The following is a 23,712-nucleotide window of genomic DNA, read 5'->3' as shown; positions in this document are numbered from 1 at the left end:
TACGGATCCAGCACGCTGTGAACATGCCGCGGCAAGCAGGCCGAGGACGGGGGATCGGGGGAGGACACCTATGGCCTGGGGGGAGCTTGCTGTGGAGGGGCGTGACGTCTCGCGGGTCGCGAACCCGCGGGACACCGAAGCGGCGCTGAACTGGCAACTGGAGCGAGTTGGCTCCGCGGCGTGGCTGGACTGGCCGCTGAAGTTCCAGCGGATGGCGTTCGGCTACGCGCACGACAGCGGCTGGCACGACGCGGCCGACGCGGTTCGCTGGCTCGACCACCATGCCTTGCTCCGTGAGGGGGCGGCGCCACGGGGGGCGCTGGTCTGGTACCAGGCGGCAGACCGGATCCGGGTGGCTTGTTCGCTCGGGTCCGGCCAGGTGGTCGGCCCGCTGCCGACCGGTCCGGTCGACGTCGCGGAGCTGTCGCTCCTGAGCGCCGACTGGGTCTGGTCAGACCCGCACTTCCCCTTCGGTCACTGACCGTTGCTGATCGGGTGCTTGGGGGCGGCGTGCTTCGGCGCGTCGCCGGCCCGGCCGTTGCGGTTGCGGCGGCGGGCCAGGAAGTACTCGACGACCATCGGGATCAGCGAGACCAGCACCAGCAGGATCAGCGCCGACTCCAGGTGGTCGTGGATGAACTTCACGTTGCCGAGCGCGTGCCCGAGCAGCGTGATGCCGCAGGCCCAGATCACCGCGCCGATCCCGGTCCAGAGGAAGAACTTCTTCGCGTCCATCCGCCCGGCGCCGGCGACCACGGTGATGAAGGTCCGGACGATCGGCACGAACCGGGCCATCACCAGCGCGCGGGGGCCGTACCGGGCGAAGAACTCATGCGTTTGCTCGATGTACTTCGGTTTCAGGAACCGGGCGTTCGGATTCCGGAACAGTGACGTTCCCAGCACCCGGCCGATGTAGTAGCCGGACACGTTGCCGAGGAACGCGGCGACGGTCAGCAGCACGCAGGCCAGCCAGAGCGGTACGTCGATGCTGCCTTGCGCGATGAACAGGCCGACCGCGAACAGCAGCGAGTCACCGGGCAGGATCGGGAAGAGCAGCCCGCACTCGATGAACACCACCAGCAGCGTGCCCCACAGGGCCCAGTCACCCAGCCAGTGCAGCAGGTACTCCGGGTCCATCCAGTTGGGCATCAGCATCGCGACGAGAGCAAGCACGCGGACAGGGTAGCGTCCCGACCTGTGCATGAGCTGAGCAGCGACCTACGGGGAGCGGACATGGTGGGGCCGAACGAGGTCGGCGTCGGCCCATGGGAGGGCGACTGGCCTGACGACCCGCGGCTGGATCCGGAGCTGCTGGCGGCCGGCGACCGGCGCAACGTGGTCGACCGGTACCGGTACTGGAAGCTCGACGCGATCGTCGAGGACCTGGACCGGCAGCGGAACCCGTTCCACGTCGCGATCGAGAACTGGCAGCACGACCTGAACATCGGCTCGGTCGTCCGGACCGCGAACGCGTTCCTGGCCGCCGAGGTGCACATCGTCGGCAACCGGAAGTGGAACCGCCGCGGCGCGATGGTCACCGACCGCTACCAGCACGTCCGACACCACCCAACTCTCGCTGACCTGGCGTCGTACGCCGCTGTGAACGAACTCCCGGTCATCGGCATCGACAACCTGCCGGGCTCCGTCCCGCTGGAAACCTACGACCTGCCCCGCGCCTGCGTCCTGCTCTTCGGTCAGGAGGGCCCCGGGCTGACGGAGGAGGCCCACCAGATCTGCACAGCGGTCCTGTCGATCGCCCAGTTCGGCTCCACCCGCTCGATCAACGCCAGCGCCGCGGCCGCCATCGCGATGCACGCGTGGATCCGCCACCACACCTTCGGTCAACATGTGGGCTGATCACGCGATCTGGTGGCAGGTCTATCCGCTCGGTTTCACCGCGGCCGAGTCCGTCGCCCAGCCGGCTGTCGTCCACCGCCTGCCGCAGTTGGAGAACTGGCTCGACTACGCGATCGAGCTCGGCTGCTCGGGCCTGCTCCTGGGCCCGGTCTTCGCCTCGGAGACGCACGGCTACGACACCGTCGACCACTTCCGAATCGATCCGAGGCTCGGTGACGAGGCCGACTTCGACCACCTGGTGGACGCCGCGCACGCCCGTGGCCTGCGGATCGCACTCGACGGCGTCTTCAACCACGTCGCGCGGTCGTTCGCGCATCCGGAGTGGTTCCGCGGTGGCGACGTGTTCGAAGGGCACGAGCATCTGGTCGCGTTGGACCACGGCAACCCCGATGTCGCTTCCTATGTGGGCGACGTCCTCCGCTTCTGGAACGACCGTGGCGTCGACGCGTGGCGCCTGGACGCCGCGTACGCCGTACCGCCGGGGTTCTGGCGCGCAGCACTGCCGCGGGACCGCGACACCTGGTACTTCGGCGAAGTCATCCACGGTGACTACGCCGCGTACGTCGAACAGAGCGGCCTCGACTCCGTCACGCAGTACGAGCTCTGGAAGGCGATCTGGAGCTCGCTGAACGATCGCAACTTCTTCGAGCTGTCGTACGCCCTCGGCCGGCACAACGCGCTGCTCGACACGTTCGTCCCGCAGACGTTCGTCGGCAATCACGACGTGACCCGGCTGGCGACGCGGCTCGAGGACGAGCGCCACCTCGGTCACGCGCTGGCGATCCTGTTCGTCGTGGGCGGCGTCCCGAGCGTCTACTCCGGCGACGAGCAGGCGTTCCGCGGGCTGAAGGAGGATCGCGCCGGTGGCGACGACGCGATCCGCCCAGCGTTCCCGGGATCCCCGGACGAACTCGCGCCGTACGGACTGCCGACGTACCGCCTGCACCAGGAGCTGATCGGCGTACGGCGGCGGAACGCGTGGCTCACCCGCGCCCGGACGACCGTCGAGCACCTGACCAACGAGACCATCGCGCTGCGAAGCCGGCACGGTGCCGACTGGGTCCTGCTCCTGCTGAACGTGTCGGACGAGGAGCAGCCCTTCCCGCTCGACGACACACCGCCGGTCCCGGCCCACAGCTGGAAGTTATTGACGAGTCCGTAACCTCCTTGCGCTTGCGCCCGTTGTTCTCGGTGAGACAGAAGTGAGGCCTTCTCGTCGCACTGCCTTTGCGACGGGAATCATGGGGGTTTGCTGATGAATGCTCTGTGGGACGAACTGATACACGAGCTGGGCACCGTGCGCGCCTTGAGCGCGGCTGCTCTGGAGGCGCGCTCGGAGACCTCGCGGGTCGCGCTGATCACGCTGCTGGACGCCGAGACCGCGGAGATCTCGGCCATCCTCGACCGGATCCTCCGTGCGGACGCGACGTCAGCGGCCTAGCAATCCGTTCACTGCTCGACGAAGCGTTTCGGTCGCGTCTTCCGGCTGATCGAACGCGCGGTACGCGATGTGCGCGTCGGGCCGGACGAGCAGACATCCCTCGTCCGGGATCTCGCGCACCCGCGCCCAGTCGCCGTACAGGTCGTCGAGCTCCCGGCCGGGTCCGATCACGAGCGCCTCGATCGGTACGCCGAGTTGTTCGGACACCGACTGCGTCGCCTTCACCCAGGCGTCGCCGCCGATGCCTGTGAGTAGGGTGAACCGGCCCTTCCCGACCACGTCCAGCGTGCTCACGGTGTCCGATCCGCGCGTCAGCCAGCAGTGCGGGATCCGCGCGCCCGGCCAGGTCGTGGGGTGGTAGTACAGCTCGTGGTCCCGTTCGTACGGCGGCTCCGGCGTACCGTCGTCGACGACCGCGGACGACCGGTAGCGCTGCCCGAGCTCGACGCCGTGCGCGTTGAACTCGTAGTCCTTCAGCTCGATCGCCTTCCGCAGCTCCTCGCGCTGCTCCGCCGCGGCCGGCGTGTCGTCCTTGCGGGAGTCGATCGTGCGGCCGGCCGGGGCGTCCGGCGTCATCCCCAGCGCGCGGAAGATCTGCCCGAACTGGGTGCGGCTCTTGTTGGCGCGGTCAACGATCTGCTGTGCGATCGGTGCGCGCTCGTCGTTGTAGCTGTCGAGGAGCTTCGGCGCTGCCTGCCCTTTGAGGACCAGCGCGAGCTTCCAGGCCAGGTTGTACGCGTCCTGGATCGAGGTGTTCGAGCCGAGGCCGTTGCTCGGCGGGTGCCGGTGGATCGCGTCACCCATACAGAACACGCGGCCCTTGGACGTCTTCTCGGCGTACATGTGGTTGACGCTCCACACCGACGTACTCTTCAGCTTCACGTCGATGGTGTCGTCGCCGACCAGGTTGTGCACGATCTCGGTCGCCATCGCCTCGTCGACCACGGGAGCGGGCTGGTTGATGTCGTAGCCCCAGACGATCAGCCACTCGTTCCAGGGGCGGACCATGCGGACCAGGCCCGCGCCGATGCCGCCGATCTGCGCGCCGGGCTGGAGCACCCAGTACAGGACGCTCGGCCGATGTGCGACGTACCGGCTGAGGTCCGCCTCGAACACGATGTTCATCGAGCCCTCGATGTCCATCGCGCCGGCCATCGGCAACTCGATGTCCTGGGCCACCTTGCTCCGCCCGCCGTCCGCTCCGATCAGGTACTTCGCGCGGATCTGGTACGTCGTACCGCTCAACCGGTCCCGGACCGTGGCGGTGACGCCGTCGTCGTCCTGCTCCAGACTTTCGTACTCGGTGTTGAAGCGCAGCCGCGCGCCGCGACCGGCCGCCGTACTGACCAGGATCGGCTCGAACAGCGTCTGGGGGAGATCCATCGGCAGGCAGGGACTCGCCTCCGTGTAGTCGGCCAGGCGCCGCGGATGCGTGCCCCAGGTGCGGATCCGGCCGATCTCCTCTCCGGCGAGACTCGTGCAGAACGCGGTCTGCCCCATCAGGTCGTGGGCGGTGCCCTTGTCGACGACCTGGTCCTCGATGCCCATGTCGCGCATCAGTTCGATCGTGCGCTGGTTGGTGATGTGCGCGCGCGGCGTGTTCGCGGTCCAGCCGTGCCGGGTGAGGACGATGTTGTCGATGCCGTACGTCGACAGGAACAGCGAGGCGGCTCCGCCGGCGGGGCCGCTGCCGACGATCAGGACGTCTGTGGTGATCACTGCTGCGTCTCCTCGGTGGTGGCGAGCACGAGGTCGTACTGGACGGCGTAGTAGGTCTTGCCTTCGTCGGTGTGCTCGGTGAAGTCCGCGATGAGCGACTGCTTGACGCCGAAGACCGCGTCGGTGTCGAGGTACTCGTCGCCGGCCGCGAAGACGTGCGTGATGAGACGGGCGTAACCCGGAGCCGTGACCATGAAGTGGATGTGGGCGGGACGCATCGGGCCGCGACCACCGGCCCGGAGCAGCTCACCGACCGGCCCGTCGTCAGGGATCGGGTAGGCGACCGGCTTCACCGCCCAGAACCGGTAGTTGCCATCGGCATCGGTGGTCAGATGCGCGCGGTTCTGCGGCGCGTCGAGATCCTTCTGCACGTCGTAGAAGCCGTCCTCATCGGCCTGCCACGTCTCGACGAGTGCTCCTGGGATCGGCTCGCCCTTCGTGTCGAGGACACGCCCGCTCACCAGGCACGGCTGTCCAGGGGCTCCGTTCGAGATGTCGTCGCCGAGTTGCGCCTCGGGGGAGCCCTCGACGAAGAACGGGCCGAACACGGTGGACTGCGTGGCCTCGGGCGGCTTCCGGTTCCCCAGGCCCACGGTGAGCATCGACAGCCCGAGTACGTCGGCCAGCAGGACGAACTCCTGCCGCGTGCCGGTCGAGATCTGGCCGGTCCGGGTGAGGAAGTCGATCGCGGTGAAGTACTCGTCCTCGGTGAGGTCGACCTCGCGCGCGAACGCGTGCAGGTGGCGCACCAGGGCGCCCATCACCTCCTTGTAGCGGTCGCTCGGACTGTCGTCGAAGCTGGCTACCACGGCAGCGGTCAGGTCGTCGCCTTGCAGATCCATCCGATCTCCTCGTTCATCAAGGTCGAGTACCGGACCAGGCACGGGTCAGGATGTCCCGCACCAGGTCCTTGGTCACCGGGACCGGGTTGTCCGTCGGCTTGAACCTCGCGGCCGCCTCGGCGACCTGTGCCTCGGTCAATCCCAGCTCCCGCAAGCTCGTCGGCACGCCGGCTGCCTGGAACATGTCGAACAGGCCCTGCGCCAGGTCCGTGGTGTCCAGGGCGGCTTCCAGCCGCGCTTTTGCTTGGGGGACTGAGGAAGCGTTGACGCGGGTCACCTGCGGGAGGACGGCTGCGTGCGTTTCCGCGTGCGGCAGGTTGTAGGTGCCACCAAGCAAATGGCACAGCTTGTGATGCAGCCCGGTGCCGGCCGTCGCCAGCGCAGATCCAGCCAAGCAGGCGCCGTACAGAAGCTTCTCCCGAGCACCCAAGTCGTCGGCCTCGACAAGCACGTCGCGCAACCCGCTGCTCAACGCCCGCAGTCCTTCAACCGCAGTCATCTCCGTGATCGGATCGGCCTTGGGCGTCCAGACCGCCTCCACACAGTGCGCGACCGCATTAGCCACACTCGCCGCTGTCACCTTCAACGGCAGCCCTCGACTCAAACCCGGGTCGTAAACAACCACGCGAGGCAGCACGCGCATATCAGTCCCCGTCGTCTTACTCCCACCAGCAGTCTCCCCCCACACCGGCGTCATCTCAGACCCCGCATAAGTAGTGGGCACCGCCACAACCAGCACGCCCCCACCGCCAGCCTCGGCGGTGCTGGTTGCTGTGAGAGCGATGGCTTTGGCGAGCCCGATGGCTGAGCCGCCTCCGATGGCGACGATCGCGTCGGCGCCGACGTCGCGAGCCCTGGCTCGCGCAGCGACGGCCACCTCGGTGGGCACGTGTTGTGCCACGCCGTCGATCCGTCCGGCGAAGCGGCTGCCCAGCTGCTGTTCGACCACGTCGGCCGCGTCCCGCGCGGAGTTCGTCGCCACCACGAGCGCCCGTCGTACGCCGAGCGCCTCGACCTCACCCGCGACCCGGTGGAACGAGTCGGCTCCGAACACCACCCGCCCGGGCAGGAACGTGTGGACGAACCCACCCCCGGGTGCTGTCGCCTCGGGCTCGGCTGGACGTGGCATCGGCGGCTCCGCTAGGATTTCGCTCAGCGAATAGTTCTTCTTTCAACGAAAAGCAGGCTAGCCGATGCCGGGTGACGCGTCTACAGGCACGTTTCTGCAGGGTCTGGAGCGAGGCCTCGCGGTGATCCGCGCGTTCTCCGCCGCGGCGCCGTCCTTGACGCTGAGCGAGGTGGCCCGCGCGGTCGGCATCACTCCGGCAACGGCCCGCCGGATCCTGCTCACCCTGGAAGAGCTCGGCTATGTACGCAGCGACAACCGCCGCTTCTCCCTCACCCCGCGCGTCCTCGCCCTCGGCTGGGCGTACCTGTCCTCACTCGACCTCGGCGAACTCGCCGGCCCGTTCATGGACGAGCTGAGCGCCAAGACCCGCGAGTCGTGCTCGATCGCGACGCTCGACCTCCCGGACATCGTGTACGTCGCCCGCGTACCGACCAGCCGGATCATGACCGTCGCGCTCGGCGTCGGCGCCCGGCTGCCGGCGTACCCGACCTCGATGGGCCGCGTCCTTCTCGCCGGCCTGCCCGACGACGCCCTCACGGCGTACCTCGACACGCTGCAAGCTGAGCCGCTCACCGACCGCACGCTCACGGCTCCCGAGGACCTCCGCACCGCCGTCACCCAGGCACGCGCCGACGGGTACGCGCTGGTGGACCAGGAGCTCGAACTCGGCCTGCGCTCCATCGCTGCCCCGATCCGCGACTCCCGCGGCCGCGTCATCGCCGCCCTCAACGTCTCCGCCCATGCGTCCCGCTCGACCCCGACGTCGCTGTGCGAGGAGTTCCTTCCGCACCTGCAACGGGCGGCCCAGCACATCACCACCGCCCTCACTCACCGCGGCCACTTCTGACCCAAAACCGGAAGTGATGTGTCCGGAACCGGGCCTAGCATCGGGCCATGGACCAGTCCTTCACCAGCGAAGTCATCGAATGGCGCGGACCGGCGCCGTACTACTTCGTGCCCGTGCCGGAGGAGGACGGCGAAGCACTCCGGGCCGTCGCCCTGTCGGCCAGCTACGGCTGGGGCATGCTGCCGATTCGCGCCCGCATCGGCACCACCGAGTGGAAGACGTCACTGTGGCCGAAGGACGGCGGCTACCTGCTCCCACTCAAGGACGCCGTACGCAAGCCAAAGGGCCTCGACGCCGGCGATACCGTCGAAATCCAACTCACCTTCGAACCACCGCCCCGAGGCCAGAAGCAGACCCGTGAACAGACTGCGCGCCCACGGACCAGGGAATCTGCGCGGGACGAGGCCCGAGACCGAGCGCGGGATGGGGCGCGGGACGGAGCGCGGGAGCGGGCGCGGGATGCTCGGTCGGGGAGGTCGCGGGAGCCGGTCGGGGCGGCGGAGTTGACGATCGTGCCGGCCAATCAGGCGACTGCTGCGGACCTCCGGGCGGTTTTCGGTGAGCGGGGTGACAGCGCGCGCTGCTGGTGCCAGCGGTTTCGGATGTTGCCCAAGGAGTCGTGGGCTTCGGAGGGCGCCGAGGAACTCGCCGCCCGCCTCCGCGACCAGACCGCCTGCGACAACCCGAAGGCGGAGGCAACGAGCGGCCTGATCGCCTACCTGGACGGCGAACCCGTCGGCTGGTGCGCGGTCGCGCCCCGGGCGGACCACCCGAGACTGCTCCGCGACTTCCGCGTCCCGTGGCAGGACCGCACCGAGGACAAGACCGATCCGACTGTCTGGGCGGTCACCTGCTTCGTCACCCGCGTCGGCTACCGGCGCCGCGGGATCAGCCGCGCCCTCGCCCGCGCCGCCGCCGACTTCGCCCGGGACCGCGGCGCCCGCGCCGTCGAGGGCTACCCGGACCTGGTCGACGGCGGGTACGTCGGCACCCTCGCCACGTTCGCCGACGCCGGGTACGCCGAGGCGAGCCGTCCGGGCAGACGCCGCGCCGTGATGCGCATCGACTTCTGAACCTCAGCCCTTCAGTTCTTCGAGGATCCGCAGGTAGTGCGGGTTGTTCATGATGCCGATCAGGTTGCCGAACGGATCCACGACCGACGCGGTGCGAAACCCCGTGTTGTTGCCTCGCTCAACGATTCCTTCGTTGACCGTCGCCCCGAGCTCGAGCAGCCGCGCGAGCGTGCCCTCCAGGTCGTCCACGTGCCAGTTGACGATCGCCCCCGCCGCCGTCGGCCCGACCGCGTGCGGCGCGTACTTCGCATCGATGATCCCCAGCTCGCACTGAAAATCCCCGAACCGGAACTCGACGTACGCCGGCTCCTCCGCGCTCGGCACCGCGTAGTACGCCTCGATCCCCAGCAGTTCCTCGTACCAACGCCGCGCCGCCTTAACGTCGCTCGCGTAGAAGCTGACGGTGGCAAGTCCTCGCAACATCGTGGTGGTCCTCTCTCAGGTGTCCCCGGTTGATGACCACCACGATTCCAGCCAAAGTGCTCACCGAGTGAGCACTTTGTTCAATCGGTCTGGGTGACCTTGCGGAGGCCTCGGGGGGCGTCGGGGTCGAGGCCGAGTTTGCGGGCCAGGAGCTCGATCGCGCGCTGGGCCGGGATGACCAGGGCGAGCGGGGCGAGGGTCTCCGGCAGGTCGGGGCCGGCGAGGTTCACGTCGCAGCGGGAGGCGAAGGTGGGGTCGCCGCCGATGCCGAGGATCTTGCTGCCCTTCTCGCGGACGATGCCGGCCAGCTCGGTCATCCCGGACAGGGCGGGGCCGTCGCCGGCGGCGACCAGGATCGTCACCAGATCGGCGTCGACGACCGCGATCGGACCGTGCTTCAGATCGGCGTACGACAGACCGCGGACCGGCTGCAGGCAGGTCTCCTCGAGCTTCAACGCGACCTCGAGCGTCGTCCCGAACGTCAGCCCGCGACCGCTCGCGAGCACGTCGTGGGCCCCCGCCAGCAGGTCCGCGGCCGCGTCGACCGAGCCGGACAGCATCTTGGTCGCGGCGTCCGGGACCCGCGCGATGTCGGCGTCGAGCGTCCCTGGCCGCGGTGCCAGCGCGTCGACGGCGACCGTGATCGCGGCCAGCTGGGTCGTGTACGTCTTGGTGGCCGGTACGGCGAGCTCCTGGCCCGCCTGGGTGATCAGGGCGACGTCGGCCGTCGACGCCAGCGGGCTGTTGCCGTCGTTCGTGATGCCGACGATCGCCGCGCCGTTGCGCTTCGCCCACTCGGCCGTGTCGACGATCTCCTGGGTCGCGCCGGACTGGCTGACCGCGACGACCAGCGAGTTCGAGAGGTCGAGGTTCGCGCCGTACAGCGTGGCCACCGACGGCGCCGCCAGGGACGCCTGCCGGCCGGCGTGGATCTCGGTCAGGTAGCGGCCGTAGACGCCCGCGTTGTCCGAGGAGCCGCGGGCCACGAAGATCACGTTCCGGCGCCCGGCGGCCAGCCGGGTGATGTCGTGCCGCAGCGGCAGAACGTGCTCGAACGTCGCCGCGAGCGCGGCCGGCTGCTCGGCGATCTCGGCCGCCATCCGGGTTTCCTGGGCGGGGACAGACACCACTGCGATCACTGGTCCTATCTGGTCTTAACAGGTATGCTGCGCACGATAGCAGTGAGCGGCGCTCCGGGGCACCCCCGAGGCCCGCCCAGGTCTGGAGGATCGAGATTCCATGGTGGCGACGAAGCGGGCCCAGGTCCGATCGGTGCTGGAACGGCTGATCGACGTCGAGCTGCATCCCGGGGACCCGATCCCCTCCGAACGGGCCCTGGTGGACAAACTGAACGTCTCCCGGGTGACCGTCCGGCAGGCGATCAGCGACCTGGTCGAGTCCGGCGCGCTGGAGCGGGTGCACGGCAAGGGCACCTTCGTCACCGGTCCCCAGGTCGACTCGCAGCTGCATCTCACCTCGTTCTCCCGGGAGATGCGGGCCCGCGGGCTCGAGCCGGGGACCGTGGTGCTGTCGGCCAGCGAGATCGAGGCCTCCGAGGAGACCGCCAAGGGCCTGCGGGTCGCGAAGGGAACCAAGGTGATCCGGGTCGAGCGGCTCCGCACGGCCGACGCGTCGCCGATGGCCTACGAGGTCGGCTACTACCCGTCCGCGCTCTTTCCCGGCCTGCTCGGCCGTGAGCTCGGCACTCTCTACGACGTCTTCGCCAGCGAGTACGACGTCGTCGTCACCTCCGGTGAGCAGACCGTGCGGGCGGACAACGCCGACGGTCATGTCGCCCGGGTGCTCGGTGTGGCCCGGCGGGCACCCCTGCTGGTCCTCGAGCGCACCACCTTCGCCGGCCGCAAGGTCGTCGAGCTGTCCTGGTCGGCCTACCGCGCCGACCGCTACCGGCTGCACATGGCCCTCACCCCCCGCGGCCCGCGAACCGGGTCCGCCTGACCGTCCCCGGAGCGTCCTTCGCCCCTGGAGGACATCCGGACGCAACGAACTGGATCGGTCCTGTTCACGAACTGGTCTACATCCCTGCCGATCGCTCCCCGGCCACCGGGCCGGTTCAGCAGGTGGGCCGCCGGATCCGACGAAGTACCCGGCGGCAATACTGGAGCCGAACCCACAAGAACTGTGTTGTGAGGAGTACCGCGAGACATGCCTATTGCAACCCCTGAGGTCTACGCCGAGATGCTGGACAAGGCCAAGCAGAACCGCTTCGCCTACCCGGCCATCAATGTCAGCTCCTCGCAGACGCTGAACGCCGCGATCCGCGGTTTCGCCGAGGCGGGCTCGGACGGCATCATCCAGGTCTCCACCGGCGGTGCGGAGTACCTGTCCGGTCCGACCGTCAAGAACATGGTTTCCGGCGCCGTCGCGCTGGCCGCCTACGCGCACGAGGTCGCCAAGGGCTACCCGGTGAACATCGCGCTGCACACCGACCACTGCCCGAAGGACAAGCTCGACGGCTTCGTCCGGCCGCTGCTGGAGATCTCCGCCGAACGCGTCGCGCGCGGTGAGAACCCGCTGTTCCAGTCGCACATGTGGGACGGCTCCGCGGTGCCGCTGACCGAGAACCTCGAGATCGCCAAGGACCTGCTGGCCAAGACGGCCGCGGCGAAGATCGTCCTGGAGATCGAGGTCGGCGTCGTCGGCGGCGAGGAGGACGGTGTCGCCAACGAGATCAACGACAAGCTCTACACCACCGTCGAGGATGGTCTGGCCACGGTCGAGGCGCTCGGCGTCGGCGAGAACGGCCGCTACCTGACCGCGCTGACCTTCGGCAACGTGCACGGCGTCTACAAGCCGGGCGCGGTCAAGCTGCGGCCGGAGATCCTCGCGGAGATCCAGGACGCGGTCGGCGCCAAGGTCGGCAAGGAGCGCCCGTTCGACCTGGTGTTCCACGGCGGGTCCGGCTCGACCCTGGAGGAGATCCGGGCCGCGGTCGACAACGGCGTCATCAAGATGAACGTCGACACCGACACGCAGTACGCGTTCACCCGGCCGGCGGCGGCGCACATGTTCAGCAACTACGACGGTGTGCTGAAGGTCGACGGCGAGGTCGGCAACAAGAAGGCCTACGACCCGCGCGCGTGGGGCAAGGCGGCCGAAGAGGGTATGGCGAAGCGCGTCGGCGAGGCGTGCGAGGACCTTCGCTCGACGGGCACGTCGCTGAACGCCTGACATCATCTGGTCCTCCTGTAGGGGGTCTGTGAAGGGCTCACCGCCGACGGGCGGTGGGCCCTTCGTCACATCCGGGCGAGGGTGAAGGGTCGGATTCCGGTCCGGCGGGCGGCCCGGGCGAACGTGGTGCGGATGCGGTCGGCCACGGTCGGCGGGTCGGCGAGGTCGGTCCAGGAGATCCAGCAGTGCTCGACGGGTTGCGGTCCGTCGGGATCGGCGGCGATCGGCTCGGGGAGCGGTTCTTCGGTGGAAGGCTCGAATTCCTCGCACCAGAAGGGAAACCGCGGCTCGAACTCGACGACGGTGCGCTCGTCGGGGAACCACAGGCTTTCGGCTGCGGAGACGTCGGGATCGGCTGATTCGGTGTCCGGGGGCGGCGACGGGCTGGGCGTCGGGAGGCCCGCGTCGGCGAGGATGAAGCGCAGCCGGGACTCCGCGATCGAGGCCGATCCGGTGAGCCGGCCCAGAACCTGCAGGGCACGTCTACTGCCGTGGTCGAGATTGGTCACCGCGTGGTTGAGCCTGCGCCGGTCGACGAGTCCGGCATACATCGCGGCGTCGGCGAGCACGACCGCCGGCTCCGCTGGGGCGGTCGCGGCCACCTCGGCGATCGCGCGGGCCGGTGAGACCAGACGCAGCTTGTTCCACAACTGGAGGCCGGGTCCCACGGGGTCGCGGATGTGCCGGTGGACGCCACGCTGCCGGCCGGAGCGACCGTCCGGCGCGGTCACGTGGACGCGCGTCAGGTCGAGACCCCAGACGGGGAGGGCATGCAGCGCCGCGGCCGACTGGTGGCTCGCGAACACGTTGGGCCCACTGGTCCGGAGGACGTGGTGGATCCGGCGCAGGTGGACAACCTCGTCGGTGACGAGCATCAGGGAACGATGGGCGGCATACGTGCCCCGCCGGATCCGGCGCCAGGAGCCGGAGTCGAGCAGGGAGTCGATATCAGCGTCGGGGTAACCACAGGCACGCGCGTCGGCCCGAGTGAACACGCCACCCCGGATCGACGCCATCACGGCAAGCTGAGGATTCATGCCCCAGAAAGTGCCGCGATCCGGCCGTCCCGGCGCCGGCGATTTCAGATCTGTGGAGAACTCCGGGCATAAAAAAGGCCCGTCATGTGTCTATGACGAGCTCCGCGCGGGTTGGTACCCAGGGTTGCCAGAGGAGGGGCATGTTGGCCTCGGACGGGGTGCGGTTGCCTTTGCGCTCGTTGCACGAGGCGTGGGCGGCGACCGCGTTCAGCCACTCGGTGCGGCCGCCCCTGGACCTGGGTTGGACGTGGTCCATGGTGTCGGCGTTCTCGAGGCCGCAGTACGCACACCGGAACTTGTCCCGCCGCAGGACGCCGTGCTTGCTGTACTTCATCCGGCCGGCGGCGTAGCGCCAGTGGGTCACCACATACCGGACCAGGCGGAGGACTCGGGGGACCGGGAACGGGCCGATGGTTCGCTCTCCGTGCGCCTCTTCCACCACTGCGACCTCACGAACCAGCATCCGGATGGCGTGCTGGATCGATACGGTGTGCAGCGGTTCGTACGACGCGTTCAGGACGATGACGCTCATCCGGTGCCTCCTTCCGGCCGTAGCTGGGAACCACGGCGGTTGACGCAGGGTCTCAAGCATCCGTGGCCGCCGGGTGAACGGTCAACGGATTTCGCCAGACGGTCACGTGCCGGTACGGATGCGTGATCGGCGAAGATGTGCTTATGGAATTGAACAATCTGCTGTCCGGTCCACCCGAGACATTACTACCGGTCGACCCGGCCGCGGCGGAACTCGCCGACGGGGCCGCTCCCGCGGACGTGGCCGCGAAGTACCCGACGTCGTCGCTCGCCTGGGCCGTGCTGGCCGAGGGGGCGCTGGCGGACGGGCGCACGATCGAGGGATACGCCTACGCGCGGACCGGTTACCACCGCGCGCTGGACCTGCTCCGGCGGAACGGCTGGAAGGGTCACGGCCCGGTCCCGTGGGAGCACGAGCCGAACCGCGGGTTCCTGCGTGCGCTGGCCGCGCTCGGGAAGGCCGCGGCGCTCATCGACGAGAAGGACGAGGCCGAGCGCTGCGTCACGTTCCTGCGGGACTCGTCGCCGACCGCCGCCGACGTGCTGGGCTGACACCTGCTTGTGGGGTTGGTTGTCCGGCGGAATGATCTGCCGGGTGACCAGCCCTTACGCACAGGACGGATTCGGCGTCGGGTTCGACTGGGGACCGGTCGGAGCGGAGGTCGTTGCCGGGGACATCGTCGCGGTCGTCGACGTGCTGTCGTTCACGACAGCGGTGACGGTGGCGGCCGATCTCGGCATCGACGTGTACCCGTACCGGTGGCGTGACGAGACGGCGGTCGCGTACGCCGAGCAGAACAACGCGACCCTCGCGGTCGGGCGGTCCGCGGCCGGGCCGGACGACGTCAGCCTGTCGCCGGTGTCGATCAGGCGCGTGACGGGAATCACCAAGCTGGTCCTCCCGTCGCCGAACGGGTCGACGATCTCGAAGCAGCTCAGTGACACCGGCGCGACGGTGGTCGCGGTGTCGCTGCGTAATCGGACCGCGGCCGCCGAGTGGGTGACGAAGCAGCTCACCGAGCGCCCGACGGCGAAGGTCGTGGCGATCGCCGCGGGCGAGCGCTGGAAAGACGGCTCGCTCAGGCCCGCGGTAGAGGACCTCTGGGGCGCGGGTGGCTTCCTGAGCGCCCTGCAGCGCGACGACCTGTCGCCGGAGGCGAGGGCGGCGGCAGCGGCGTACGACGCGGTCGCGGACGAACTGCCACGGATGCTGCACGAGTGCGCCGGCGGCCGCGAGCTCGCGCAGTACGGCTTTCCGGAGGACGTCGCGGTCGCGGCGGAGGTCGACGAGAGCCGCAGCGTGCCGGTGCTCCGGGACGGTAGACTGTTCCGGTCAACCTGAAGCTTTCGAGGTTTCTGCCCGTTGACAGTGCCGGCAGGCGGCGAGCGTCCCCGCTTCTTGCCGAACATGGACGGTTCTCGGCGGACGGACAGACCGAAGCAGCTGGACGCCCACGGTCGGGTCCCCGCCCCATCGGGCAGCGGAAGGTCACCCGTGCCGGCTCTCACCGGACGGATCGACGCGCCCACCAACACCTACGCAGAGGTACTGCGTACTCCTGGCGCGTGGAAGTTCTATCTCGCAGCGGCCCCGGCCCGGATCGGGATCGCGATGACCGGTCTCGGCATCGTCTGGCTGGTCCACGGATCGACCGGCTCGTACGCCGCGGCCGGTAGCGTCACCGGCGGCTTCGCCGTCGCCGAGGCGGTCGCCGGGCCGCAGGTCGCCCGGCTCATCGATCGTTTCGGTCAGACCCGCATGTTGCCGGTCACGCTGCTCGCCCACGCGGCGGCGGTCGCGCTCCTGATCGTCCTGACACTGTCGGGTGCACCGCTCGCGGCCATGATCGCGGCTGGAGTGCTGGCCGGCGGTTCGCTACCGCAGGTCAGTGCGCAAACCGGGGCGCGGTGGTCGCATGCGCTCCGGGACACGCCACTCCTGGCGACGGCGTTCGCACTGGAGTCGCTCAGCGTCGGCGTCGCCTTCATGGTCGGCCCGGTGCTGATCGGCCTGGTGAGCTCGTCCTCTGGTCCGGCGACCGGTTCTACCCTCGCGGCCGGTCTGCTGTTGGCAGGCGGCTTCCTGCTCGCAGCACAACGCGGTACGGCGCCACCGCCGACCGCACGTGGTGGGCACAGCAGCTCGAAACGCCTGCTGCACAAGCGCTTCGTAGGCCTGGTGGGTACGAACATCGGCATCGGACTGTTCTTCGGCAGCATGCAGGTCTCGGTCACGGCGTTCGCGGTCTCGCGAGGTACGCCGGGCCTGGCCGGGCCGCTCTACAGCATCACCAGCCTGGTGAGCCTCTTCGCCGGACTCGTGTACGGCGCCAGACGTTGGCGGATCGCTCCGGAGACGCAGTTCGTTATCGCCTTCGTCTGGCTGTCGCTCAGCTGCCTGCCCTTGATCGCGGCGCACGGTCCGCTGATGACTGCTGTCGCGCTGGCGCTCCCGGGCCTCGCGATCGCGCCGTTCCAGACGGTGTCGGCGGTGCTGACCGAGTCCACCGTCGACTCCGCTGTCCTGACCCAGGCCTTCACCTGGCTGAACTCGGGCGGGGCAGCAGGCATCGCGCTGGGCTCCGCACTCGCGGGCTGGGTCGTCGACGGCCACAGCGCGCAGTACGGCTTCGCCGTGGCACTGGGTGCGGCGCTGACCGCAACGATGATGGCGCTCGCGGTGAAGTTCAGCGATAGGTGATCTGCCGCTCGGCCGCGGCACGCGATGCGTACTCGGCCGGCGTGAGCCCGATCTGCTGTTTGAACTCGTTGGAGAAGTGGGCCTGGTCGAAGTAGCCGAGCGACGCGGACAGCTCCGCGAGCTCGGCGACCTCGCCCTGGGCCAGCAGCTCCGCGCCGTCGTGCAGCCGGTAGCGCCGGAGCACCCATTTCGGGCCGACACCGACGTACCGGCGGAACAGCCGCTGCAGCGTGCGGATCGGTACGCCGAAGCGCTCGGTGATCTCGTCCACGCGGGCCAGCGTGCGATCCGCGGCCATCGTGGTGACGATCTCCCGGACCAGCTCGTACGACGGATCCGGCGGCGCCAGGTGATCACGCAGGAACGCCTCGAACACCGCACGCCGCCGGACATCGGACTCGGCCTCGAACATCAGGTCCGCGAGCCGGTCGCCGTCCGGGAACACCGCGGTCAGCGGCAGCACCTCGTCGCGGAACGAGCCGACGTCCAGCCCTGTGATCGCGCCGAAGCCGCCGGCCCAGAACTTCACACCGAACGCGCGCCCCCGCCCGCGCAGCTCCCGCTCGAACTTGCGGGTGCAGACGCCGTGCACGAACGCGCCACCCGGCTGCTCGAACGTCACGTTCACACTCGGGAACGGCAGCACCTCGGCCGTGTACGGCTCGTCCAGTTCCCACTCGACGATCCAGTACCACTCCACGAAGCGCCCGGCCTCGGGCCCTGGCGCGAGCCGGCTGAGCGAGCGGTGCCGGGCCTGCTCCCGCGGATGCAGGATGCCCTTCTCGCTGTCGGATGGCTGGGTCACAAGGGGCTGTCGCTTTCTTCCAAGACCGTTCGGCGGGCAGCGGATTGACTGTGTGTCATGACGACGAACACGGTAAACCCCATCCCCGACGGTTATCACTCGCTGACCCCGTACCTCGCGGTGCCGGACGGGCCGAAGGCGATCGAGTTCTACCGTGAGGTGTTCGGGGCCGAGGTGGTCAGCCGGCAGGACATGCCGGACGGGCGGGTCGGACAGGCCGAGCTCAAGTTCGGGAACTCGATGCTGCAGCTCAGCGACCAGATGCCGCAGATCGGGCTGCGGGCGCCGAACGGCGAGTGGGTGCACTCGTCGCTGGTGCACTACGTGCCGGACGTGGACGCGACGTACGCGAAGGCGATCGAGGCGGGCGCCACGTCGGTCGAGCCGGTGCAGACCTTCATGACCGGTGACCGGTTCGGCACCGTGATCGACCCGTTCGGGCACCGGTGGGCGATCCTGACGAAGGTCGAGGACGTCTCGCGCGAAGAGGCTGACCGGCGGGTGAAGGAGTGGCTGGCGTCGAGCCCGGAGGGCCTCGAGTAAAGAGGAAGCGGCCCGCCGGAACCGTCCCCTGCGGCAGTTTCGGCGGGCCGCTGACTAAGAGTGTGCACGCGATCACGCAAATTGGCAACCCGTCACCTGATGAAACAGAGACTTCAAACGATCGCTTAAGAATTGTGGACAGGCCCGAAACGAGTGCGCCGGTGTCCGGTAGGCTTTGGTCGCAAGAGCCTGGATGCGTCGCCGGATGAATGTCCGGTGAACGTCTCCGGGCTTCACCGTTTCCAGCGCGGGCCGCCACGGGGTGTGAGGCCGGCGCGTGAAAGAGGAGGGCTGAGATGCCCGCAATCGTGCTCGTCGGCGCCCAGTGGGGCGATGAGGGCAAGGGTAAAGCGACCGATCTGCTCGGTAACACGGGCGAGGTCATCGACTACGTGGTCAAGTTCAACGGCGGCAACAACGCCGGGCACACGGTGGTGATCGGGTCCGAGAAGTACGCGCTGCACCTGCTTCCGAGCGGCATCCTGACACCGGGTGTGACCCCGGTGATCGGCAACGGGGTCGTGGTCGACCTCGGCGTGCTGTTCGAGGAGCTCGAGGCGCTGCAGGCGCGCGGGCTGGACACGTCGCGCCTGGTGGTGAGCGCGAGCGCGCACGTGATCCCGCCGTACAACCGGACGCTCGACAAGGTCACCGAGCGCTTCCTGGGCAGCCGCCGGATCGGGACGACGGGCCGCGGCATCGGCCCGACGTACGCCGACAAGATGAACCGGATCGGCATCCGGATCCAGGACCTGTACGACGAGAAGATCCTCGAGCAGAAGGTCACCGGCGCGCTGGAGCAGAAGAACCAGCTGCTGGTGAAGGTGTACAACCGGCGCGCGGTAGAGATCCGCGAGGTCCTCGACGAGCTGCTCGGGTACGCCGACCGCCTGAAGCCGATGGTCGCCGACACCAGCCTGCTGCTGAACAAGGCTCTCGACGACGGCAAGACCGTGCTGATGGAGGCGGGTCAGGCCACGCTGCTCGACGTCGACCACGGCACGTACCCGTTCGTCACCTCCTCGAACGCGATCTCCGCCGGCGCCTGCACCGGCACCGGCATCCCGCCGACCCGGATCGACCGCGTGATCGCGGTCGTGAAGGCGTACACAACACGGGTCGGCGAGGGTCCGTTCCCGACCGAGCTGCTGGACGCCGACGGTGAGTGGCTGCGGACCCAGGGCGGCGAGTTCGGTGTCACCACCGGTCGCCCGCGCCGCTGCGGGTGGTACGACTCGGTCATCGCCCGGTACGCCGCGCGCGTGAACGGCGTGTCCGACTTCGTCCTCACCAAGGTGGACACCCTGACCGGCCGCGAGCGGATCCCGGTCTGCGTCGCGTACGACGTGAACGGCGTCCGGCACGACGAGATGCCGATGACTCAGACCGACTTCCACCACGCGACGCCGATCTACGAGGAGTTCGACGGCTGGTCGGACGACATCTCGGGCTGCCGCACGTTCGACGAGCTGCCCAAGGAGGCGCAGACGTACGTCCGCGCCGTCGAGTCGCTCAGCGGCGCCCGGATCTCCGCCATCGGCGTGGGCCCGGAGCGCAGCCAGATCATCCAGCTCTGAGACGAGCCGAAGGCCTCCCCGTCGTCAGTTGCCGATGATGGGGAGGTCCCGGATGAACGGGGCGTTCCGCAGGTCTCCGAAGGTCGGACGTTCGATGTTCGGCGTCTGGATCGGCGAACGCGCCCAGTCGGCGCCGGCGCCCTGTGCCGCCTGGTAGAACGTGAGGCCGCCGATGGCCAGCAGGACGACGGCGACGAGTGCGGACAGCCAGTGCCGCCGGAAGATGTTGCGTGCCGTGATGTGAGCGCCGCGGCGCAACGAGCTGCCGCCCGGCCCCCACCAGCAGCAGAACAGTGCGGTCAGGGCCGCGCTGCCGAACCCGACTGCGGACAGCGGCTCCCAGTCGAGCCCGTACGTCGAGGCGGCGACGCCGGTGACGATGCCGCCGACAACCGCCGCTGTCAGCAGCGGGAGGATCAAGCAGGGCAGTGTGATCAGGGCTGCGATGGCGAGCTGCAGCGGGCTGGCGGCAAACGCGACCACACCGTCCGACCGTCCGGACCGGCCACGGACCTGACGGCGCCGCATCAGCGCCGTGCTCGAGCGGTCGACCGTCCGGGCCAGCACCAGCAACAGGATCGCGACGACCGTGCCGAGTCCTGGCGTCAGAGCGACGAGCCCGGTCAGCGCGAGCATGAAGCCGACGATGACCGCCGTACGGCGACCGGTCGGCGGAGCCTTGACGGGCTTCTCCGGATGCGCGGGCTGCACCGGCACCGGATGCGCAGGCTGAGAAGGCTGCACCGGCTGCTGGTAGGGCGCACCAGCTTGGTACGGCGCGGGCACATAAGAAGCCGGACCGTACGGCTGCACAGGCGGCGCCTCCGCGACAGGCTTCTTCGCGGCGGCGTCCCGGATCTTGTCCCGGATCGGAGTGAACGCGGACAGCGGCGGAATCACCGGCGGAACCAGCTGCGCCACCTCGGTCGGCGTAGGCCCTGCCGGCACCGCGGCCGCAGGCTCCTCCGTCGGCATGAGCTTGGTGACCAGCCTGGTCGGCGCTGCGGCGGCCACGGTCGGCGTTTCATGCGGCGGGAGCGCGTCGCGTCCCTCGGCGTACCGGTTGAGGCCGGTCATGACCTCTTGCTGCGTCGGCCGGTCGGCCTTGTTCGGTGAGAGCGCCGCGGCGAGCAACGGCTTCAGCCGCGGGTCCAGCCCGTCCAGATCGGCCTGGCCGGAATGCACCCGGGCCAGCACGGCCTCGAACGGTCCCTTGCCGAACGGGCGACGCCCGGTCGCGGCGAACGCGACCGTGGCGGCCCAGCCCCACCAGTCGGCGGACTCCGACACCATCTCGCCCTCGATGAGCTCAGGCGCCAGGTAGCCCGGCGTACCGATCACCAGACCGGTCTGGGTGAGTCGCAGGTCGTCGGCGGCCTGGGCGATGCCGAAGTCGATCATCACCGGCTTGCCGTTGCACATCATCACGTTGCCGGGCTTGAGGTCGCGGTGGATCACCCCGACCGCGTGGATCGCCTGCAGCGACTCGGCCAGGCACCCGGCCAGCGGCAGCCACTTGCGCGGCGTCAGCGGCCCGCGCTCGTCCACCTGTTCATCCAGCGGCCGGCCGGGGACGAAGCGGGTCACCAGGTAGGGCTGCTCACCCTCCAGGTCATGGTCGAGGATGCCGGCCACGCCGGGGTGGTTCACCTTTTGCAGCGTGGTCGCCTCACGCTGCAACCGCGCGCGGGCGATCGGGTCGTGGGCAACATGCGGCCGCAGGACCTTCAGCGCGACCTCTTGGTGCTCGGCGCCCTCGGCGAGGTACACGACGCCCATGCCACCCTGTCCGAGCCGCCGGATCAACCGGTAAGGCCCGACCCGCTCTTCCACCTCCTCCTCGCTGGTGGAAGGCGGTCCCCCTGTGACTGACATGCCATCTACGGTACGTCGGCATCAGACCAATCAGGTGATCGGCAGCGTGAAGGTCAGCAGACCCGCGCCGACGGCGTTCGTGATCCACGGTCCGGCGCGCAGATGGGCCTGGTAGGTGAGGCTGGTCGCTCCGGTTGGCGGACCCGACAACTGGAGGACCAGCTGACCCGACTGGTAGGCGACCGAGGTCACCGTGACCCCCGAGCCGTCCACCCGGAAGTCAGCAGCGACGCCGTCCTCCACACTGAGCGGATCGGTGGACCGGAGCTGGACGATCAGCTGTGAGCCGCTGGCCGTGACAGTGCGCGGGTTCGGCGGAGCCACACCGGCCGACGGCCCGCCGTACAGGTCGCGCGCGAGGACGGCGTACGTGTGGTCGCCCATGTCGCGATACCCGCCGGCATACGCGTAGTGGCAGCCGTCGTGACCGGACAGGCCCGTGGTCGACAGCACGGTGACGCCGAGGGTGTCACCCATCTCGCGCTGTGCCTCGCGCAGGTTGGTGCTCGTCGAGTTGCCGCACGGCGACGTACGCACTTGGTAGACGTAGTACTTCGGCATCGGGCCGAAGTCGGTGCGCCAGTCCTGGAGGAGCGCCGTGAAGCCGCTGACGTGCACCGCCGCGTTGTCGTTGTCGGACTCACCCTGGTACCAGAGCACGCCGCGGATGTGGCCGATGACGCCCGCGGCCACCAGGCGCTGCCGAAGCCGGCCGTAGTTGGTGGTGATGTCGTCCGGGTTCGCGTCGTTGCGCTGGAAGAAGCTGATCGGCTGCCCGCCGTGCGCTCCGTTGATCAGTGCGATCGGAACCTTGTACTTGTCGACGAGCTGCCGACCCATCCGGATCGCCCACTGCCCGACCGAGCCGGACTGCCGCGACACGTCGCCGGTCGCGTAGTTCCAGACTCGGTCTGCCGCCGAGATCGACGGATCGGAGACGGGGCTGCCGAAGCTCCGCAGGTACGGCGATTCCTCGCCGCTCGCGGCGCCGTTGTACATCGACGCCTCGGCGTTGGACTGCCCGTGCACGACGTACACGTCACCGGCGACGATGCCTTCGCGTCGTGCGACGACCCGGCCAAGGGCCTTCAGCTCGAACGTGTACTCGCGCAGCCCAGCCTTGATCCGCGGGGTGAAGCGGAAGTCTCGGGACGCGGAGGTGTAGACCTCGGTCTCGCCGTTGCCGGTCACCGTCAGCTGCACGCTCTTGACGCGCGGATCCGTCATGCGTCCGGCAACGGGCACAGTCGCGCGATTGTTGGCGTCACGCGGTACCAGCTGCCGGTCCTGAGGAGCCTGCGTGAGGCTGACGAGTGACGTGCGGACGTACGCCGTCAGTCGGCGCTGTGTGTACTGCGCCGCGTTGCCGGCGAACGTCCAGTCCGGGTCAGCTGTCGGCCGCGCACCGATGCCGAGCGACAGCAGGCTGGTGTCCGACTGGGTGAAGGTGTTGATCGCGAACACCGGCTTCGCGGGCACGCTCGACGGTCGCGTCGCGCCTACCTGCGACACCTGGAACGAGCCGTAGCCGAGCGGCGTTGTCGGGCTGTCGTCGGCGTCGTACGTCGTGGCCGATCCGTTGGCGACCTGGGCGCCAGCCGTCTTCGCGTACTGGTTCGGCCACATCTCCAGGTAGCCCGACTGGCCGGTGCCCTGGGTCACGCCGGGCACGTTGGAGCTCACGTCGAGATCGCCGACACGCTGGCGCACGATCTCGCCCGGTCTGGTCGGCAGACCGATCCGCCGGGCGTCGGCGCTGAATGGTTCCATCGCGGTCCACACCCACTGCAGGCCGTCCGGCCCGTTCAGCTCCAGGCAGTACCCGACGCGGTCGAAGCCGGTGCCGATCTCCGCGGTCCGGTCGAGGCTGTACGGCGGGGTGGTGTTCAGGTAGTTGGCCCGTTCGGGCAGATCGAGCTGCAGCACCGGTGTGAAGCCTGCAGATGCCGCATCGCAGCCGCTGGCAGCTGCGGCTTGGGTTGGAGCGCCAGTGAAAGTAGCGCCGGTGACAGTGAGGCCGGCGAACAGCGGGAGCAGGGCAACAGCGGCAGCACGTCGCATGGGAGGACCTCCGGGGCGGCGGGGGTGTCTCCACCAGATGTAGCTGCTCGGTCACCCCG

Annotated in this window: 24 protein-coding genes; 13 read left to right on the top strand and 11 right to left on the bottom strand. The window is 69.1% G+C overall.

The window, feature by feature from the left end; all coding sequences use genetic code 11:
* The first annotated feature begins 70 nt into the window (after window positions 1-70).
* Window positions 71-481 carry a hypothetical protein gene (locus AB0L64_RS37005; RefSeq protein WP_359931128.1) on the top strand — a complete coding sequence of 137 codons (411 nt, stop codon included), beginning with the start codon at window positions 71-73 and terminating at the stop codon, window positions 479-481.
* Here the strand turns inward: AB0L64_RS37005 and AB0L64_RS37000 are convergent.
* A complete protein-coding gene (locus AB0L64_RS37000; RefSeq protein ID WP_363717639.1) occupies window positions 475-1,173 on the bottom strand; it encodes a DedA family protein in 699 nt (232 codons plus the stop codon). The two genes, AB0L64_RS37005 and AB0L64_RS37000, sit on opposite strands and share 7 nt — an antisense overlap.
* Before the next feature lie 60 nt (window positions 1,174-1,233).
* Between AB0L64_RS37000 and AB0L64_RS36995 the strand changes: the two genes are divergently transcribed.
* From AB0L64_RS36995 to AB0L64_RS36985, 3 genes are all read left to right on the top strand, one after another.
* A complete protein-coding gene (locus AB0L64_RS36995) occupies window positions 1,234-1,857 on the top strand; it encodes a TrmH family RNA methyltransferase (protein ID WP_363717638.1) in 624 nt (207 codons plus the stop codon).
* Window positions 1,847-3,019: an alpha-amylase family glycosyl hydrolase gene (locus tag AB0L64_RS36990; protein ID WP_363717637.1), complete on the top strand. Its 1,173-nt coding sequence runs from the start codon at window positions 1,847-1,849 to the stop codon at window positions 3,017-3,019. The genes AB0L64_RS36995 and AB0L64_RS36990 overlap by 11 nt, the downstream gene beginning before the upstream one ends.
* 93 nt (window positions 3,020-3,112) lie before the next feature.
* Window positions 3,113-3,298, top strand: coding sequence for a hypothetical protein (locus AB0L64_RS36985; protein ID WP_355695300.1), 186 nt, complete (start codon window positions 3,113-3,115; stop codon window positions 3,296-3,298).
* On the opposite strand, the gene AB0L64_RS36980 is transcribed toward AB0L64_RS36985, so the two are convergent.
* The 3 genes from AB0L64_RS36980 to AB0L64_RS36970 are packed head-to-tail and all read right to left on the bottom strand — an operon-like array spanning window position 3,287 to window position 6,913.
* Window positions 3,287-5,017, bottom strand: coding sequence for an FAD-dependent monooxygenase (locus AB0L64_RS36980; protein ID WP_363717635.1), 1,731 nt, complete (start codon window positions 5,015-5,017; stop codon window positions 3,287-3,289). The two genes, AB0L64_RS36985 and AB0L64_RS36980, sit on opposite strands and share 12 nt — an antisense overlap.
* Window positions 5,014-5,859 (bottom strand): intradiol ring-cleavage dioxygenase, encoded by an 846-nt coding sequence (locus tag AB0L64_RS36975; RefSeq protein WP_363717634.1) that lies wholly within the window; start codon window positions 5,857-5,859, stop codon window positions 5,014-5,016. Before AB0L64_RS36975 ends, AB0L64_RS36980 begins: the two co-directional genes overlap by 4 nt.
* A 16-nt stretch (window positions 5,860-5,875) precedes the next feature.
* Window positions 5,876-6,913: a maleylacetate reductase gene (locus tag AB0L64_RS36970; protein WP_363717633.1), complete on the bottom strand. Its 1,038-nt coding sequence runs from the start codon at window positions 6,911-6,913 to the stop codon at window positions 5,876-5,878.
* A 139-nt stretch (window positions 6,914-7,052) separates the two neighbouring features.
* Here AB0L64_RS36970 and AB0L64_RS36965 point away from each other — a divergent pair, with 139 nt between their 5' ends.
* Together AB0L64_RS36965 and AB0L64_RS36960 are read left to right on the top strand one after the other, a co-directional pair.
* Window positions 7,053-7,835: an IclR family transcriptional regulator C-terminal domain-containing protein gene (locus AB0L64_RS36965; RefSeq protein ID WP_363717632.1), complete on the top strand. Its 783-nt coding sequence runs from the start codon at window positions 7,053-7,055 to the stop codon at window positions 7,833-7,835.
* A 47-nt stretch (window positions 7,836-7,882) separates the two neighbouring features.
* A complete protein-coding gene (locus tag AB0L64_RS36960) occupies window positions 7,883-8,908 on the top strand; it encodes a GNAT family N-acetyltransferase (protein ID WP_363717631.1) in 1,026 nt (341 codons plus the stop codon).
* A 3-nt stretch (window positions 8,909-8,911) separates the two neighbouring features.
* Here the strand turns inward: AB0L64_RS36960 and AB0L64_RS36955 are convergent, their stop codons facing one another.
* Window positions 8,912-9,331: a VOC family protein gene (locus AB0L64_RS36955; protein WP_363717630.1), complete on the bottom strand. Its 420-nt coding sequence runs from the start codon at window positions 9,329-9,331 to the stop codon at window positions 8,912-8,914.
* A gap of 80 nt (window positions 9,332-9,411) precedes the next feature.
* A complete protein-coding gene (locus AB0L64_RS36950; protein WP_363717628.1) occupies window positions 9,412-10,431 on the bottom strand; it encodes an SIS domain-containing protein in 1,020 nt (339 codons plus the stop codon).
* A gap of 139 nt (window positions 10,432-10,570) precedes the next feature.
* On the opposite strand from AB0L64_RS36950, the gene AB0L64_RS36945 reads away from it, so the two are divergent.
* Window positions 10,571-11,290: a GntR family transcriptional regulator gene (locus AB0L64_RS36945; RefSeq protein ID WP_167204857.1), complete on the top strand. Its 720-nt coding sequence runs from the start codon at window positions 10,571-10,573 to the stop codon at window positions 11,288-11,290.
* 207 nt (window positions 11,291-11,497) lie between these two features.
* Window positions 11,498-12,523 (top strand): class II fructose-bisphosphate aldolase, encoded by a 1,026-nt coding sequence (fbaA, locus tag AB0L64_RS36940; RefSeq protein ID WP_363717627.1) that lies wholly within the window; start codon window positions 11,498-11,500, stop codon window positions 12,521-12,523.
* Between the two features lie 65 nt (window positions 12,524-12,588).
* Here the strand turns inward: fbaA and AB0L64_RS36935 are convergent, their stop codons facing one another.
* Together AB0L64_RS36935 and AB0L64_RS36930 are read right to left on the bottom strand one after the other, a co-directional pair.
* Window positions 12,589-13,560: a type IV toxin-antitoxin system AbiEi family antitoxin domain-containing protein gene (locus AB0L64_RS36935; RefSeq protein WP_363717626.1), complete on the bottom strand. Its 972-nt coding sequence runs from the start codon at window positions 13,558-13,560 to the stop codon at window positions 12,589-12,591.
* An 82-nt stretch (window positions 13,561-13,642) separates the two neighbouring features.
* Entirely contained in the window at window positions 13,643-14,092 is a 450-nt protein-coding gene (locus AB0L64_RS36930; protein WP_344194380.1) for an HNH endonuclease, read from the bottom strand.
* Window positions 14,093-14,235: 143 nt separating this feature from the next.
* Here AB0L64_RS36930 and AB0L64_RS36925 point away from each other — a divergent pair, with 143 nt between their 5' ends.
* From AB0L64_RS36925 to AB0L64_RS36915, 3 genes are all read left to right on the top strand, one after another.
* Window positions 14,236-14,643 (top strand): DUF3151 domain-containing protein, encoded by a 408-nt coding sequence (locus AB0L64_RS36925; RefSeq protein WP_359931169.1) that lies wholly within the window; start codon window positions 14,236-14,238, stop codon window positions 14,641-14,643.
* Between the two features lie 43 nt (window positions 14,644-14,686).
* Window positions 14,687-15,433, top strand: a complete 747-nt coding sequence (locus AB0L64_RS36920) for a 2-phosphosulfolactate phosphatase (RefSeq protein WP_363717625.1) — start codon at window positions 14,687-14,689, stop codon at window positions 15,431-15,433.
* Between the two features lie 153 nt (window positions 15,434-15,586).
* A complete protein-coding gene (locus AB0L64_RS36915; protein ID WP_363717624.1) occupies window positions 15,587-16,792 on the top strand; it encodes an MFS transporter in 1,206 nt (401 codons plus the stop codon).
* On the opposite strand, the gene AB0L64_RS36910 is transcribed toward AB0L64_RS36915, so the two are convergent.
* Complete coding sequence (locus tag AB0L64_RS36910; RefSeq protein ID WP_363717623.1) at window positions 16,779-17,597, bottom strand: helix-turn-helix transcriptional regulator; 819 nt, start codon at window positions 17,595-17,597, stop codon at window positions 16,779-16,781. The genes AB0L64_RS36915 and AB0L64_RS36910 overlap by 14 nt on opposite strands.
* 57 nt (window positions 17,598-17,654) lie before the next feature.
* Here AB0L64_RS36910 and AB0L64_RS36905 point away from each other — a divergent pair, with 57 nt between their 5' ends.
* Together AB0L64_RS36905 and AB0L64_RS36900 are read left to right on the top strand one after the other, a co-directional pair.
* Window positions 17,655-18,140 (top strand): VOC family protein, encoded by a 486-nt coding sequence (locus AB0L64_RS36905; protein ID WP_363717622.1) that lies wholly within the window; start codon window positions 17,655-17,657, stop codon window positions 18,138-18,140.
* Window positions 18,141-18,436: 296 nt separating this feature from the next.
* Window positions 18,437-19,717 (top strand): adenylosuccinate synthase, encoded by a 1,281-nt coding sequence (locus AB0L64_RS36900; protein WP_355695268.1) that lies wholly within the window; start codon window positions 18,437-18,439, stop codon window positions 19,715-19,717.
* 24 nt (window positions 19,718-19,741) lie between these two features.
* Here AB0L64_RS36900 and AB0L64_RS36895 read toward each other — a convergent pair whose 3' ends face one another.
* Complete coding sequence (locus tag AB0L64_RS36895; RefSeq protein WP_363717621.1) at window positions 19,742-21,592, bottom strand: protein kinase; 1,851 nt, start codon at window positions 21,590-21,592, stop codon at window positions 19,742-19,744.
* 30 nt (window positions 21,593-21,622) lie between these two features.
* Complete coding sequence (locus AB0L64_RS36890; protein ID WP_363717620.1) at window positions 21,623-23,518, bottom strand: sialate O-acetylesterase; 1,896 nt, start codon at window positions 23,516-23,518, stop codon at window positions 21,623-21,625.
* Window positions 23,519-23,712: the final 194 nt, after the last annotated feature.

This window comes from Kribbella sp. NPDC051936 (assembly GCF_040680955.1).
GTDB lineage: Bacteria > Actinomycetota > Actinomycetes > Propionibacteriales > Kribbellaceae > Kribbella.
This window is presented reverse-complemented; position numbering and strand designations above follow the sequence as displayed.

Excerpts from the sequence above, each read along its gene's own strand:
- AB0L64_RS36930 (WP_344194380.1), bottom strand. The coding sequence starts at position 14,092 with ATGAGCGTCATCGTCCTGAACGCGTCGTACGAACCGCTGCACACCGTA.
- AB0L64_RS37005 (WP_359931128.1), top strand. The coding sequence starts at position 71 with ATGGCCTGGGGGGAGCTTGCTGTGGAGGGGCGTGACGTCTCGCGGGTC.
- AB0L64_RS36985 (WP_355695300.1), top strand. The coding sequence starts at position 3,113 with ATGAATGCTCTGTGGGACGAACTGATACACGAGCTGGGCACCGTGCGC.
- fbaA (WP_363717627.1), top strand. The coding sequence starts at position 11,498 with ATGCCTATTGCAACCCCTGAGGTCTACGCCGAGATGCTGGACAAGGCC.
- AB0L64_RS36995 (WP_363717638.1), top strand. The coding sequence starts at position 1,234 with ATGGTGGGGCCGAACGAGGTCGGCGTCGGCCCATGGGAGGGCGACTGG.
- AB0L64_RS36975 (WP_363717634.1), bottom strand. The coding sequence starts at position 5,859 with ATGGATCTGCAAGGCGACGACCTGACCGCTGCCGTGGTAGCCAGCTTC.
- AB0L64_RS36905 (WP_363717622.1), top strand. The coding sequence starts at position 17,655 with ATGACGACGAACACGGTAAACCCCATCCCCGACGGTTATCACTCGCTG.
- AB0L64_RS36945 (WP_167204857.1), top strand. The coding sequence starts at position 10,571 with ATGGTGGCGACGAAGCGGGCCCAGGTCCGATCGGTGCTGGAACGGCTG.
- AB0L64_RS36960 (WP_363717631.1), top strand. The coding sequence starts at position 7,883 with ATGGACCAGTCCTTCACCAGCGAAGTCATCGAATGGCGCGGACCGGCG.
- AB0L64_RS36955 (WP_363717630.1), bottom strand. The coding sequence starts at position 9,331 with ATGTTGCGAGGACTTGCCACCGTCAGCTTCTACGCGAGCGACGTTAAG.
- AB0L64_RS36895 (WP_363717621.1), bottom strand. The coding sequence starts at position 21,592 with ATGTCAGTCACAGGGGGACCGCCTTCCACCAGCGAGGAGGAGGTGGAA.
- AB0L64_RS36990 (WP_363717637.1), top strand. The coding sequence starts at position 1,847 with ATGTGGGCTGATCACGCGATCTGGTGGCAGGTCTATCCGCTCGGTTTC.
- AB0L64_RS36950 (WP_363717628.1), bottom strand. The coding sequence starts at position 10,431 with ATGGCGGCCGAGATCGCCGAGCAGCCGGCCGCGCTCGCGGCGACGTTC.
- AB0L64_RS36935 (WP_363717626.1), bottom strand. The coding sequence starts at position 13,560 with ATGAATCCTCAGCTTGCCGTGATGGCGTCGATCCGGGGTGGCGTGTTC.
- AB0L64_RS36965 (WP_363717632.1), top strand. The coding sequence starts at position 7,053 with ATGCCGGGTGACGCGTCTACAGGCACGTTTCTGCAGGGTCTGGAGCGA.
- AB0L64_RS36900 (WP_355695268.1), top strand. The coding sequence starts at position 18,437 with ATGCCCGCAATCGTGCTCGTCGGCGCCCAGTGGGGCGATGAGGGCAAG.
- AB0L64_RS36925 (WP_359931169.1), top strand. The coding sequence starts at position 14,236 with ATGGAATTGAACAATCTGCTGTCCGGTCCACCCGAGACATTACTACCG.